Source organism: Pseudoflavitalea sp. G-6-1-2 (genome assembly GCF_012927185.1).
Lineage (GTDB): Bacteria > Bacteroidota > Bacteroidia > Chitinophagales > Chitinophagaceae > Pseudobacter.
This window is the reverse complement of sequence record NZ_JABBGB010000001.1, coordinates 1,345,561-1,358,915: the sequence shown is the minus strand read 5'-3', so window position 1 is coordinate 1,358,915 and position 13,355 is coordinate 1,345,561. Positions and strand designations below refer to the sequence as shown.

The 13,355-nt window shown below is 45.7% G+C and carries 14 protein-coding genes; 4 read left to right on the top strand and 10 right to left on the bottom strand.

From position 1 onward, the window contains the following. Window positions 1-122: 122 nt before the first annotated feature. Window positions 123-512, bottom strand: coding sequence for a ribosome silencing factor (gene rsfS, locus HHL16_RS05740; protein ID WP_240965825.1), 390 nt, complete (start codon window positions 510-512; stop codon window positions 123-125). Window positions 513-638: 126 nt separating this feature from the next. Here rsfS and HHL16_RS05735 point away from each other — a divergent pair, with 126 nt between their 5' ends. Continuing rightward, a complete protein-coding gene (locus HHL16_RS05735; RefSeq protein ID WP_240965821.1) occupies window positions 639-1,406 on the top strand; it encodes a biotin--[acetyl-CoA-carboxylase] ligase in 768 nt (255 codons plus the stop codon). A 123-nt stretch (window positions 1,407-1,529) separates the two neighbouring features. Continuing rightward, window positions 1,530-1,907, top strand: a complete 378-nt coding sequence (locus HHL16_RS05730; protein ID WP_169424175.1) for a hypothetical protein — start codon at window positions 1,530-1,532, stop codon at window positions 1,905-1,907. Here HHL16_RS05730 and HHL16_RS05725 read toward each other — a convergent pair. The 6 genes from HHL16_RS05725 to HHL16_RS05700 form a co-directional block, all read right to left on the bottom strand. Then, entirely contained in the window at window positions 1,893-2,792 is a 900-nt protein-coding gene (locus HHL16_RS05725; RefSeq protein WP_169424174.1) for a DUF5777 family beta-barrel protein, read from the bottom strand. The two genes, HHL16_RS05730 and HHL16_RS05725, sit on opposite strands and share 15 nt — an antisense overlap. 57 nt (window positions 2,793-2,849) lie before the next feature. Further along, the gene (locus HHL16_RS05720) at window positions 2,850-3,404 is read right to left on the bottom strand and encodes a YceI family protein (RefSeq protein WP_169424173.1); all 555 of its coding nucleotides are present in this window, start codon (window positions 3,402-3,404) and stop codon (window positions 2,850-2,852) included. An 11-nt stretch (window positions 3,405-3,415) separates the two neighbouring features. Beyond that, on the bottom strand, window positions 3,416-3,874 hold the full coding sequence (locus HHL16_RS05715) for a hypothetical protein (protein WP_169424172.1): 459 nt from the start codon (window positions 3,872-3,874) through the stop codon (window positions 3,416-3,418). A gap of 5 nt (window positions 3,875-3,879) precedes the next feature. After that, window positions 3,880-4,257: a hypothetical protein gene (locus tag HHL16_RS05710; protein ID WP_169424171.1), complete on the bottom strand. Its 378-nt coding sequence runs from the start codon at window positions 4,255-4,257 to the stop codon at window positions 3,880-3,882. A 317-nt stretch (window positions 4,258-4,574) separates the two neighbouring features. Continuing rightward, complete coding sequence (gene bcp, locus HHL16_RS05705) at window positions 4,575-5,039, bottom strand: thioredoxin-dependent thiol peroxidase (protein WP_346766832.1); 465 nt, start codon at window positions 5,037-5,039, stop codon at window positions 4,575-4,577. 206 nt (window positions 5,040-5,245) lie between these two features. Next, window positions 5,246-6,955 (bottom strand): peptidoglycan DD-metalloendopeptidase family protein, encoded by a 1,710-nt coding sequence (locus tag HHL16_RS05700; RefSeq protein WP_169424169.1) that lies wholly within the window; start codon window positions 6,953-6,955, stop codon window positions 5,246-5,248. Between the two features lie 287 nt (window positions 6,956-7,242). Here HHL16_RS05700 and HHL16_RS05695 point away from each other — a divergent pair, with 287 nt between their 5' ends. Further along, window positions 7,243-7,458 (top strand): hypothetical protein, encoded by a 216-nt coding sequence (locus HHL16_RS05695; protein WP_169424168.1) that lies wholly within the window; start codon window positions 7,243-7,245, stop codon window positions 7,456-7,458. 190 nt (window positions 7,459-7,648) lie between these two features. Next, complete coding sequence (gene carB, locus HHL16_RS05690; RefSeq protein ID WP_169424167.1) at window positions 7,649-10,471, top strand: carbamoyl-phosphate synthase large subunit; 2,823 nt, start codon at window positions 7,649-7,651, stop codon at window positions 10,469-10,471. 91 nt (window positions 10,472-10,562) lie between these two features. Here the strand turns inward: carB and HHL16_RS05685 are convergent, their stop codons facing one another. The 3 genes from HHL16_RS05685 to HHL16_RS05675 all read right to left on the bottom strand — a co-directional run bounded on the left by HHL16_RS05685 (window position 10,563) and on the right by HHL16_RS05675 (window position 12,974). Further along, window positions 10,563-11,219 (bottom strand): response regulator transcription factor, encoded by a 657-nt coding sequence (locus HHL16_RS05685; protein WP_169424166.1) that lies wholly within the window; start codon window positions 11,217-11,219, stop codon window positions 10,563-10,565. After that, window positions 11,209-12,039, bottom strand: a complete 831-nt coding sequence (locus HHL16_RS05680) for an ATP-binding protein (protein WP_169424165.1) — start codon at window positions 12,037-12,039, stop codon at window positions 11,209-11,211. Before HHL16_RS05680 ends, HHL16_RS05685 begins: the two co-directional genes overlap by 11 nt. 218 nt (window positions 12,040-12,257) lie before the next feature. Further along, window positions 12,258-12,974 (bottom strand): hypothetical protein, encoded by a 717-nt coding sequence (locus HHL16_RS05675; RefSeq protein WP_169424164.1) that lies wholly within the window; start codon window positions 12,972-12,974, stop codon window positions 12,258-12,260. Window positions 12,975-13,355: the final 381 nt, after the last annotated feature.

Here is a 13,355-nt window from a genome sequence, read left to right as displayed (position 1 = left end):
GTGTCTCTTGTTTGCTTATTAATAATTATAGGACAAAATAGTTCAAAAAACAACCTGATCACGGGAAACTTTGTTTTTTCCAGCGATCTTTTTTACCGGATACCTTAACCTTACCTGGAGAATCAGGTATGATCTTCACCTACGGCATCGCTCCACATTTCTTCGAGCCTGTAGAATTTCCGGGTTTCGGAGTGCATTACGTGCACTACCACATTTACATAATCGGTGATCACCCACTGAGAGGCCTGATGTCCTTCGTGATGGTAGGGAATTTCACCAAGCTCATCTTTCAGGTGCACTTCAACATAATCTGCAATAGCCTTTACCTGCGTGGTACTGGAGGCATCGCAAATGATGAAGAAATCAGCAACTGCTTCGGGAATTTTACGGAGGTCAAGAGAAACGATGTTGTTTCCTTTCTTTTCCTGAATGGCGTGGATGATAGCTTTGATGATCTTAGAGTTCTTTGTTAACCTTGCTACACTGTTACTCTTACGACGGGTAGCTAACATTGAAAGTTGTTCCAATAATCTGTACTTTTTAATGATCAATTTTTACCGCTAGTATCTACAACAGCGCAGACGCCGAAACGTTCACTGTTAATGCCTATTTTCGTTGTTGTCAAAAATAGTAATCTTTTGCCACATCCTGCTATCTCAGGGCCTATTGGCCAGCCTTTAACGGTACTTGCTTCGATTGACAGTACCAACAACTATGCCATGGCACAGGCCGTAAGTGGTGCTGCGGCGCATGGTTCCGCCTATTTTGCGCTTGAACAAACCGCAGGAAAGGGTCAGCGGGGCCGCACCTGGCTTACAACACCGGGTGAAAATATCATGATGAGCACGGTGATCAGGCCCGCGGAACTCCCTTTCCATCAGCAGTTTCTGTTGTCGGCAGCCATGGCTTTGGCCTGTTATGATTTCTTTAAAAAATATGCGGGTGACGAAACGCGCATCAAATGGCCCAATGATATTTACTGGCGTGACAGAAAGGCAGCTGGAATATTGATCGAGAACCGCCTTGAACCCGGTAATGCGCAATGGCAATGGGCCATTGTAGGGATGGGGGTAAACATTAACCAGACGAGTTTCGGAGAGGGGACGAAGAATCCGGTTTCGCTGAAACAGATAACAGGAAAGACATTTGAGGTGGAAACGATGGCTGCGGAATTATGTTCGTTTCAGGAAAAGTGGTGGCAGGTGATAGTGTCGGGTGAGCTGGAGAAGCTGATGCCGGCGTATCATGACGCATTGTATAAATTGAATGAAGAGGTGAGACTGAAGAAGGAGAACGGTGTGTTTTCAACGCGGGTGAGCGGGGTTACGGCAAATGGACAGTTGCATACAAAAGATGTGATAGACCGATATTTCGATGTGGGGGAAGTTGAGTGGGTATTGGGATGAATATGAAATTTTCTTCGAACAGCAAGGGGAAAAATAACGCAAAACACCGTTATTTTTCCCCTTGCTGTTTTTCGTTTCTCCATCACCTTTACCCTGTCATTAAACCATCAGAAACGAAAGTCCATGAAAGAGACCACCAATCAACCTTTTGATCTTCGTGTATTCGAATTATGCAGATCAAAGCTTCAATTGACGGAAGAACAGTCAGCCCTCATTTCTCACGAAATGCAGGACATAGTCGCTGCTGAAAAGCAAAGCTGGTCGCAGGATCTGCTGCATGAAGATATTGCCGACAGAAAAGACTGGGAGTTTCTCATGGAAACGAATCTGGATCAGTTCCGGCGGGATATGTTCTCTCTGAACACGGGGCTGCATGAGGCCATTGAACAAAAGCCTGTACCGCCGAGCCCTAATATCGAAACCCTTCAGTGGATGTTTACCTATTTCGCATTCCAGATGGGAGGTATCATTGCCGTGATATTGCTCTTAGTGAAGCGATGAGTTTTTTTTGCCTACTGTGAATACGCGGGAGAGATTGAAGCCAAAGCGGATATCGCCTTTCCAGAAATCATCGGCAGTTTGAGTAATGAATGCTTTTTCATTCATGCCGGTAGCATTGCTGAAATGCAACTGAAATACATGCCCGCCGGTTTCAATATCGAAACCGATACCGATCATGTCTTTGGTGCCAGCCTGCCTTCCGGAGAGCACCGGCTCATAGTCCAGCATAATGGCTGTGCGTTTGGTGAGTTTGAGCCTCGATCCGATCCCCAATGCAAATGTGTTGTTGTGATCATCCAGACCAGGTACGAGATTTCTGTGAACGAGCATCGGATTCACCTGCAGTGAAAATGCTTCTGTGAATTTTCTGCCGATGATCAGTTCATGATAATAGGAGATCCTGTCTTTGAAGTCATAATTCCTTTCGGGGAATGCCCAGGGCGCCGTATTCACTACCATACCCGAAACAAGTACTATTGTTACCGGTGAGCCTCCGGGCTCATTGGATTGCCATACGGGGCGGTATTTCACAAATCCGTCCAGCTCCTTCCCTACAGAGGATCGGCCGACTCCGATCATCCACCGGTTGCTTAGTCCGTAGTCGAAACTGAATCTTGTATTCGCCTGATCGAGACCGAACAGATTTTTGATTCCCGTGTTCACTGTTCCAAAGCGGTGAAGAATGCGCAGGTCCAGTACCCCCTTACCTAGAAACTCTATGGAGTGGTTATTGATAATGCGGGTAGACTTGAATGCGTTGGTAACATAAGTACGCGGAACAGTTGAGTCGCGCTTCAATTGACTGATCAGATCAGGCTCCTGGGCGATGGCCTGGGAGCCGATCAACAAAAATATTGCAGCTGTTATAAAGTTGTATTTGATCATGGGATTTCAAAAAAGAACTTATAAGGTGAAGGTCATGTTTGTGAATTAACCGTGAGTCTATTGCAGTGGCTGTAGCATGCAGGCTACTGCAATGTTCACGGTGTTGGACAAACTGTTTTTTACAAGCGCAGGTATTTTTATTTTGTAATCGCTGAGCAGAATATTGAATGCAGCAGTTGCATGTACCTGCCCTTGTTTTACAATGATGGTACTTTCTGTAGAAATATCGCGGGTGATTCCGTGTAGCGTGAGTTTACCTTCAACTTTTGCAGCATAGGTTCCATCCTTTGAGAGATCTGGCAATGGAGTGCCGGTGATCTGCCCGATGAATTGAGCATTGGGATATTTTTCACTCTCCACATAGTTTTCGTTGAAGTGTTCCTGCATCAGGGCTTTTCTGAATTCAAAGCCCCGCATGAGCACAGAGAATTGAAGCTGACCCGTCTGACTGTTGAGCACACAGGTAACGGTTTTGTTTTCTGCCTTAACAGTTTCGAGCACTCCTTTGGTAACAAAAGAGATATTGCCTGTGCGTGTATAGAATTTCCCCTGGCACCAGGCAGAGGGGAGTGCAGCGATGAGCAGAAAAATAAGGGCTGGTATCTTTTTCATAGTGTTTCGTTTTACTTGTCTGGTTGCTGCATCCATACGCCCCGGTTGAAAATGATTTCGTCGCCCAGCAATCCGGTCTGGTCTTTATTGTAGCCGTTCAGCATTCCTTTAAGTGTAACAGACATTCCGCTATGAATAAGCGTGTAGTCGGTCCATTGACCATCCATTGAAAAGCGGATGGATGTAGGTTGGCTGGTATCGCCCATCAGTATGTAAACATTTCTATTGGAACTGTCGATAGACTTCACAATACCACGCACCGCCAGTACGCCTTTTCCCTGCCAGCTTTCCAGCTGGTGGATGTCGCCGGAGAGTTCGCGAATCAATATGGCAGCGTCCACTGTTTCGTTTGGCCGAATTTCCCGGAGACTCTGGTTGGTGCGTTGGTATTGTTTGTAAGCATAGACCAGCAGACAGCCGATCAGTGCAAGCAGACAGATTATCAGCAATCTTTTTTTTCGGATAATCATGTAGGTTAATTATTCTGGCTTCCATTATCTATCCAGCATACTATGCTTTTTATCTGGTCGGCAGTGAGGCTGCCACCTTTGGGCATTGTTCTGGCAATAACCACAGCGCGTATCCGGGAAGATGCATCACGCACTTTTTCGTAGGTAGTCAACGCACCCGGACCATTGGTACTGGCTGCATCGTGGCAACCGCTGCTTAGGCAATTCGCCTGAACAATCGGTTTTACTGTACCGGAAAAGGTGGAGGTTACTCCGTTACAGTCAATGCCACCACCGCCGGGCCCTGGGCCGGGATTTGGATTGGGCATCGCATCTTTTTTGCTGCCGCATCTGGCAAGTACAATCATGCCGATTGCAAGCAGAATTACAATTCGCTTAGTCATTGGTTAAAGATTTATTCCTGCTAATTGTACGTCGGTGCAAAAGAGAAGGTTGCCTGAAGTAAAAAACAAAATTCTTTTTTCGTGTACTAATAACTGTTACATTCTGGTTAGGCTCAGTTTTGGATTAACGATCCGTACCCAACAAAAAATCCCTGCTCTGAAAAGAACAGGGATTTTTTACCAAACCCAATAAACAAAGTAATAACCCTTCAGAATTACGCGGTGCTTGCCGCTATATTCTGTTACACTTTAGAAAGCCCGGAACTTTTACGTTGAAATTGCCCGAAGGGTTTCCTTCCGGTCGAATAATTTTTCAGTTACTTCAGCTCATTCCAGGTTTTCACTATTTCTTCTGCATGCTGTTTGTTCTTAGGCCGGAGAAATACTTTTTTGATAATGCCTTTCTCATCGATCAGAAATGTGGTACGATGAAGGCCCATATATTTTCTGCCGTAGAGTTGCTTTTCGCCCCAAACCCCATACTTGTCGATGATGGTATGTTCAGGGTCTGCAATCAGGCTGAAGGGGAGTCCGAATTTGGTTTCAAATTTCTTGTGTTTGGCAATATCGTCCGGACTAACGCCCAACACAACAAAGCCTTCTTTTTTCAGTAACGCGAAATTATCCCGCAGATTACATGCCTGCACGGTACAGGTAGGCGTATCATCCTGCGGATAGAAATAGAGAATTACTTTTTGTCCTTTGAAATCGTTGAGGGCAATGAGGTTGCCGTTCTGGTCCTGTCCTTTGAATGCTGGCGCCTTATCGCCTTCCTGTAAGATCATATTCGTGTTGTTTATCTGCCTGTGCGCGGTAACCATCGATCACCCGTACAATTGGCCATGTGTTAAGCTCTCAGCAATTAGCTATAGTGTTTCAGGTATTTACTCAACCCCTTCCCCTCAAGCCGTTTCATTACCGGATTATAGCTGTGCTGCTGTAAAAACAATTTCGATCCCGTTCTGTTCAGATCGGGGCAACTATGTTCCTAGCGCGTGAAATTGTAAGTGCTGGTAGTGGCATTGCCTGCTTCGTCCTCCGCGTAAATGGTCAGCGTGTGTTTTCCGGGAGGGCATTTTTCATCGAAACGGTAAATGAAGGTTCTGCCTTTATCGTTGGTGAAGCGAAGCCATTGTCCATCGAGCATTGGCCGCACGTTTTTGAATTTGTCGTAATTGTCTTTTACGGTGAAGGCAATTCTGGTGGCCTTGCTGAGATCAGCTCCGTCGGTAAATCCTATCGGCACAATCTGCGGTGGTTCCTGATCTACCAGCAGCTGATAACTGCCGAAGTCGCGGAAGCGGGCGGAAGCCCAGTTATTCTGCCATTCTACTTTTTGTACATCCTTTTTGGAACCAGCGAACCATTGCATCACGGTGCGCTGTTGCTCCGCGGAAGTAAGCACACGGGAAGGTTTGATGCGGATAAGATAGGCTTCCTGCAAAGGGATATAACTGGCTCCGATCTGATGCAGGGCCGAAACAGCTTTTGCGCTGGCAGCTGCCCGGTTATAGCGGATGTGTACAGAATCGTAGAGGCAACGTTCGCCAATGAAAAATTCACAATCCTCCTGCTCAAAACCGTCGAGCATGAGCGGATAGAACATTTGGTTATTGGCGGAAGCCACAGGTGCAGCCACTACTCCGGCCTTGTACTGCACACGGCATTCGAGCGTTGCGGTATTGAGGTAAGTGTCTTTTACATCGATGCGGATAGTGTGAATGGCGCCATCACTCAGGTCCACCGTGCCATTGGTTCTAACCTTTTTGTAGATGGAATTGATGTATCCGGGCAGATCGAAAAGCTGTTGCAGCCAGGGGCCGCCATTGGCCTTGGTCTTGTAATCGATATGCGCATTCAGATAACGGGTATCGTTGTAGCTGATATTGTCCATCTGAAAGCCCGTAACAGGTTGATCATCCACATATAGAATCGATTCGAAAATGCCGTTCAGGTTAGTTGACCCGGTATGGGTATCGAAAGCGCCGATACCGAAACTAACTATTGGAGCGCTCACAGTTATCAGTTCCGGCGAAGCCTGGTACTTATTAGCTCCGGTGGATTTAACCGGAAACAGCTTTGCCGTTTGTTCATAGATGCTTTTAGTTCTGTCGTAGATCCCCATGCGGAGAATGCGGGGAGCAACATTATCTGCAAGCGGCATTCCGAAGAGCAGGGGATTAAGATTTACGTCGTCCGTGCTGCGCCTGATCTCAAAATGCAGGTGTGGAGCCTGTGAGCCTCCGGTGTTGCCACTGTAGGCGAGAAGGTCTCCTTTCTTTACCGGGAACAGATTGGCAGGCAGGTCGAGAAAAACACGCCAGGATTGCTGTTTGTACTGCTGTTCTTTCACCCAGGCTTCAAGAGCAGGGTTGAAATCGTTGAGGTGTGCGTAGAGGGTCGTGTAACCATTGAGGTGGTTTACATAAATCGCGCGGCCAAAACCTGCGGGTTCGATCTTGATTCTGGCCACATATCCATCAGCTGCAGCGTGTACGGCGAAGTTCTCACGGGCTTTCGTTTTCAGGTCGAGCCCCATGTGATAGTGATTGGGCCTGAGTTCCCCGAAATTGCCGCTCAGATCCATCGGTATATCCAACGGATTTCTGAAATATCCTTTCGGGTAAACTGCCGGTACAAAAACCTGTGCAGAGAGCACTTCACTGCAGAGCAGAAAAACGATCGCCAATATTCGCATTACACAACATTTATTTAACAAAGAAGATGCAAAACTACTGAAAAGAGGTTGGGGGTATAACCGAAAAGGTTGAGGTATATTAAACTAACATTAAAAATAAGAAAAAGAGGTTACCCGGCACACATCTGGGTATAAAGAGGAGATGCAGTCAGACAATGGTTTTCGCCGTGTTAAGAAATAAAAAATACCCACTTAGTTGTATGTATTTTTCTAAACTATGGAACAGCATTTGGCGTATATAAATTGTCTAAAGAAATATGATGGTTTAAATCTACAATCTTGAGGTTATGAAAAAGACATTTAACAGCGCGGTTTTATTACTCGCATTAACAGTAGGAACGATAGTAGGTATTTTCAAAGGCAGTGAAGCGAAGCAGAAGTGGATCTTCAAGATCAGAAGCAATTTTGAAGAAAAGCGCCAGATCGCCGAACAGCGTAAAGTAGTTCGTCAGGGTGGAGTTGCACTCGACGATATCGAAATCGCTGCCTTTCACAACAACTGAAATTTACTTAAAGTAAGAACCTGCATATAAAACCTCTGCCGGGTAGGTAGAGGTTTTTTTATACCCCAAACCCGGCTCCCCCGCCTCATTTCAGCGCCTAATCCGGCCAATTCAAAAATTAATCCTCAAAATTCCTGCTGCTGCCTTACTTTTGCGCAATTTGTTTAGAAAAAAACAAGTTCTTCTAAAAATGCCAAAAGACACTTCTATTAAGTCAGTGCTCATTATCGGATCAGGGCCCATCATCATCGGACAAGCTTGTGAATTTGATTACTCCGGCTCCCAGGCTGCCCGCAGCCTAAGGGAAGAAGGAATTAAGGTAATTCTGATCAACAGTAACCCGGCAACAATCATGACTGACCCCATGATGGCCGACAAGGTGTACCTACTGCCACTGACAGTAGAAAGTATCGAACAGATTCTGGAAGAAAACCAGATCGATGCCGTTCTTCCCACCATGGGAGGCCAGACAGCCCTCAACCTCACCAAAGAGGCCAATGAACTCGGCGTTTGGGAAAAATACAATGTAAGACTGATCGGAGTAGACGTTGAAGCGATCGACACCGCTGAAGACCGCGAGAAATTCCGCCAGCTGATGCTGAAGATCGGAGTACCCGTAGCCAATTCAAAAGTGGCCAACTCACTTCTCGAAGGAAAAGAATTTGCACAGGAAATCGGATTCCCGCTGGTTATCCGCCCCTCATTTACCCTCGGTGGTTCAGGCGGCGGTTTCGTACACGACAAATCTGAGCTGGAAGCCGCACTGGACAAAGGTCTCAAAGCCTCTCCCATCCACGAAGTGCTGGTAGAAAAAGCCCTCCTCGGCTGGAAAGAATATGAGCTGGAACTCCTGCGCGACAAAAACGACAACGTTGCCATTATCTGTACCGTTGAGAACGTAGACCCAATGGGTGTTCACACCGGAGACTCCATCACGGTAGCTCCTGCCATGACGCTCAGCGACACTGCCTTCCAGGAAATGCGTAACCAGGCCATCCTCATGATGCGCAGCCTCGGCAACTTCGCCGGCGGATGTAACGTTCAGTTCGCTATGGACCCCGCTACGGAAAAGCTGATCTCCGTTGAGATCAACCCACGCGTGAGCCGCTCATCTGCGCTCGCTTCCAAAGCAACCGGTTACCCCATTGCCAAGATCGCTGCGAAACTGGCTATCGGATATACCCTCGATGAACTGAAAAATCAGATCACCCAAACCACTTCTGCTTATTTCGAGCCGGCACTGGACTACGTGATCGTGAAAATGCCACGCTGGAACTTCGACAAGTTCAAAGGTTCCAACGACACCCTCGGCCTTCAGATGAAGAGCGTAGGTGAAGTAATGGCCATCGGAAGAAACTTTGCAGAAGCCGTTCAGAAAGCCTGCCAGAGCCTTGAGAACAACGCAGTTGGTCTCGGTTACTACGGCAAAAGCATGATGCACGCAGAGCAACTGCTCGAATACATCAAAACTCCGAAATGGGATCGCATCTTCCGTATCAAGGACGCCCTCATGGATGGCATCTCTGTAGGAACCATTTCAAAAGCCACCGGAATCGACCGCTGGTTTGTGAATGAGATCCAGAAGATCGTTGACATCGAAAAAGAAATTTCAAAATACAAGCTCAACAACCTCCCCATCGAGCTGCTGAAAACCGCCAAGGATCTTGGTTTCAGCGATCAGCAAATCGCCCTCATCATGCAGGACGGTAAAGACGAGGATGTTTACGAGAAAAGGAAAGCAGCCAATATCACCCGCGTTTACAAAATGGTTGACACCTGTAGCGCGGAGTTCGAGGCCAAGACCCCTTACTTCTACTCTACTTTCGAGAACGGAAACAGCAACGAAAGCAAGGTTACCAACAAGAAGAAAGTAATCGTACTCGGATCGGGCCCCAACCGTATTGGACAGGGTATCGAATTCGACTACTGCTGCGTACACGGCCTGCTGGCACTGAAAGAATGCGGATACGAAGCCATCATGGTTAACTGTAACCCTGAAACGGTTTCTACCGACTTCGACATGGCCGACAAACTCTACTTCGAGCCTGTATTCTGGGAACACCTCTGGGAGATCATCGAACTGGAAAAACCAGAAGGTGTGATTGTTCAGCTTGGTGGACAAACCGCCCTGAAACTCGCAGAGCGCCTTACTCAGAAAGGAATTAAGATCATCGGAACTTCATTCGACAATATGGACATCGCGGAAGACCGCGGCCGTTTCAGCGACATGCTGAAAGAACTGAAGATTCCTTACCCTGACTACGGAACTGCCTACACAGTAGACGAAGCCGTTCAAGTAGCCAATAAGGTAGGATATCCCGTACTCGTGCGTCCTAGCTATGTACTCGGTGGACAGAGAATGAGGATTGTGATCAACGACGAAGAAGTTGAAAAAGCAGTGGTAAGCCTGCTGAAACATATCCCCGGCAATAAGATCCTGATCGATCACTTCCTCGATCGTTGTCAGGAAGCCGAGATCGACGCCATCTGTGATGGAGACGAAGTTCACATCATGGGTGTGATGGAGCACATTGAGCCTGCAGGTATCCACAGCGGCGACTCCAATGCGGTTCTTCCTCAGTTCAATCTCTCTCCGATGATTGTTACAACTATGGAAGAGTATGCAAGGAAGATCGCTTTCAAACTGAATATCCGCGGTCTGATCAACATCCAGTTTGCGATCAAAGACAACAAAGTGTATGTGATCGAAGCCAACCCAAGGGCATCGCGCACTACGCCGTTCATCGCAAAAGCATATCAGATCCCGTATCTGAATGTGGCTACCAAGATCATGCTCGGCGGCCATAAGCTCCGCGATTTCAAATTCGTGAAGCGCCTGAATGGATACGCAATCAAAGAACCAGTGTTCAGCTTCGAGAAATTCCCCGGAGTGAGCAAGGAACTCGGACCTGAGATGAAATCAACCGGCGAAGCCATCCGTTTCATCAAAGACCTGCGCGATCCTTATTTCCGCCAGCTGTATAAAGACAGAAGCATGTACCTCAGCAAATAGGTACTGACCGAATAAAATGAGAAGGGGTTGTATTCTGATGAATGCAACCCCTTCAATATTTTTGGCGGGAACGATATAAATTAGTCTGGGCCTATACTTCAACGAGACCGTGCCTGATGGCATGAAGCACCAGCCCGATCCTCGATTTCACTTTGAGTTTCTCGAAGAGTGCGTTTCTGTAATCATCCACTGTTCTTGGGCTTACGAACATTTTCTGTGCGATGTCTTTGTAAGTCATTTCAGAACAGGCCCATTGCAGGAACTCTTTTTCCTTCTCATTCAGCACAACGGGTTCTTCAGGCAGATCGATGTCTTTATGAAGTCCGCTGATCACTTTACCGGAAATATAATCGGAGAGATAGAAATCTTTGTGCATTACAGAATCCAATGCCAGCTTGAGTTCTTCAGGATCTGCATTTTTGAGGATGTATCCTTTTGCACCGAGGCGGAGCATGCGGATAATGATGCTTTCATCTGTGAACATGGAGAGCGCCAGGATCTTAACGTGCGGATAAGTTTTGAAGATCCATTTCGCTGTTTCATAGCCGTCGATATCGGGCATGTTCACGTCGAGCAGGATGATATCCGGCAAAACACTTTTCGCGATCTTTTCTTTTACTTCCTTTCCGTTACCTGCTTCGAATATCACCGAATAGTTTTCGAAAGAGCCTACCAGTCGCGCGAGTGCATTGCGCAACAGAGTATGATCATCTGCAATTCCTACCAATATTTTTTTATCACCTGTCATGGTTATCACTTTCGCTTTCGGGTGGAAGCATCATTTTAATGGTGGTGGTAGTACCTTTTCCGATTTCGCTGTGCATATCGATGTCGGCGCCTACCAGTTTTGCCCTGTTGAAGATACTTTTAAGTCCAACTCCGGAGGAAGAAGATACAGAATTTCTTTTTGCATCGATATCGAACCCTACTCCGTTATCTGCCAGCAGCAGAATAAATTGATTATCCTCTGTAAAGCTGAGGGATATTTCTATCCTGGATGCCTGCGAATGTTTCAGGGTGTTATTGAGCATTTCCTGAAATATCCGGAAGAGCATTACAGATTTTTGTTCATCCAGCAATTGTTCGTAGCCGTTTACTGCGAACGCAACATCCACGAGTCTAGATTTGCGGAGACTTTCTACCTCGAAGCTGATGGCTTCTACCAGTCCGATCTGTGCGATGCGGTCGGTATGCAGGCTTTTGTTCAGGCCAGCGAGGTCGAGTACGGCTTTATTGAGAATATCTCTGGCGTTCTGGATGGGCTCCCAGGCTTCGTGTTGTTTGTCAACAGGAAGGATGGCGAGTGAAAGTTTAACCACTGAGAGGGATTGTCCGATGTTGTCGTGCAATTCCTGACTCAGCATCTTGAAAGTTTCTTCCTGGATTTCGAGTTGGGAACGGAGTGCTTCCTGTTCATAGAGATCTTTCAGGCGGGTCAGTTCCTGCTCTTGCTGGTGCTGTCTGCGCTGGTAAGTGAACAGGATTGTAACAATGAAACCTACCAGTAGCAGAGCCAGTAAACCACCAATTATGATAATGAAATAAATCTCCTGACCCTGGTTATCCATAAACAACAGGAATGGTAAATGAATTTAGGTAAATGTTTGCAAGGGTTAAAATCCCGGAATCGCTCAGAGCAGGATAAGGCTTAAGGCACAAAATACTTATTTATTTTGGTAAAGGATTACCGGGTGGGGAGAAGTTTGGAAAAGAGGGAGGAGTGGAGGGGATGTGTATGGAGAATTAATAATATTAAATGGGAAGGGATGGGTGGCTGGAGAAGGGCTTAGATATAGCTTTTGTTGCGGTCGGAAGAGTAGTCGGAGAATTCGGCCCAGTCAAGATTGGGGATGTTTTTCTTTTTGAAAACTTTTTTGCAGAGGAATGCCAGGCCAATGCATGAGTATTGAAAAAAATTGAGACCCATTAACATTGTAGTTAAGACAACTAAAGCTTCAGGCGAGAAAGGATACATTCTTTCACCTATCCAAATAGTTAATGATCCTCCGTAATAAAACAATGTACCAACGGCTATCCAGAAAGCCGGTTCCCTTCTTGGCGTTTTTGAAATAGGGAAATGCCTAAGTTGTATGATGTAAGAAATATAGCATAGCGAGATCATAATTGCGCCTGCATAGTAATTGTAATATGGAAACCCTGCATTTTTTCGGAACAAAAAGTATCCCAATAAAACTAAAAGGTAAATGCAGCTACTAAGAACAATAATGTTTCGAAGAATTCTATTCTTGAGAATATTGTATGCTACATACATATGAAAAATAAACATAACAGGAAGAAAATAGCTATAAACAAAAGTATTACCCACTTCATAAATAGCATTTAGGATATAACCAGCACTTTCAACACAAATAGTGAATAGCAAAAAAGGCGCAAAAAGCTTCAAGTAGACTGGAGTATTCTTATTGTAATAAGCTTGCAAACTTGCAATAAAGCTTAACAACAACACGCTCATGTAAGCAAAAGATAGAAGGTAATAATACATCCGTTTGGTTTGAGTTGCAACGGAAATAAGGCATTAGGATAATACCAAAATAGTCAATAATATTGATATTATTACTTATTATCCCACCCTAACCTACATAGAAATGCTATAGAAAACAAAGAGTATTGTAGGAAGTTGATAACCACCAAAATTGCTCCAAGATTATTAATTATTTCTGGCGATACCTTAATTAAGTAGTTAAGCATTCCAATAAACGGTAAAGTACAGGTAAAGAAAAAGAGTAAGGCGGAACAAATCCAAAAAGCGGGTTCCCTTAATAGATTGATGGAGCGCTTTAGTTGAAACAACTCAAGAAAGTAGGCAATACATGCCGCTACAATCAGCAAACAACCGATAGAATATGTAATAGAATGGAAGACG

Coding starts and splice junctions, on each gene's coding strand:
- HHL16_RS05675 (WP_169424164.1), bottom strand. CDS start 12,974: ATGTATTATTACCTTCTATCTTTTGCTTACATGAGCGTGTTGTTGTTA.
- HHL16_RS05730 (WP_169424175.1), top strand. CDS start 1,530: ATGAAAGAGACCACCAATCAACCTTTTGATCTTCGTGTATTCGAATTA.
- HHL16_RS05710 (WP_169424171.1), bottom strand. CDS start 4,257: ATGACTAAGCGAATTGTAATTCTGCTTGCAATCGGCATGATTGTACTT.
- HHL16_RS05700 (WP_169424169.1), bottom strand. CDS start 6,955: ATGCGAATATTGGCGATCGTTTTTCTGCTCTGCAGTGAAGTGCTCTCT.
- HHL16_RS05720 (WP_169424173.1), bottom strand. CDS start 3,404: ATGAAAAAGATACCAGCCCTTATTTTTCTGCTCATCGCTGCACTCCCC.
- carB (WP_169424167.1), top strand. CDS start 7,649: ATGCCAAAAGACACTTCTATTAAGTCAGTGCTCATTATCGGATCAGGG.
- HHL16_RS05680 (WP_169424165.1), bottom strand. CDS start 12,039: ATGGATAACCAGGGTCAGGAGATTTATTTCATTATCATAATTGGTGGT.
- HHL16_RS05725 (WP_169424174.1), bottom strand. CDS start 2,792: ATGATCAAATACAACTTTATAACAGCTGCAATATTTTTGTTGATCGGC.
- HHL16_RS05715 (WP_169424172.1), bottom strand. CDS start 3,874: ATGATTATCCGAAAAAAAAGATTGCTGATAATCTGTCTGCTTGCACTG.
- HHL16_RS05685 (WP_169424166.1), bottom strand. CDS start 11,219: ATGACAGGTGATAAAAAAATATTGGTAGGAATTGCAGATGATCATACT.
- rsfS (WP_240965825.1), bottom strand. CDS start 512: ATGTTAGCTACCCGTCGTAAGAGTAACAGTGTAGCAAGGTTAACAAAG.
- HHL16_RS05695 (WP_169424168.1), top strand. CDS start 7,243: ATGAAAAAGACATTTAACAGCGCGGTTTTATTACTCGCATTAACAGTA.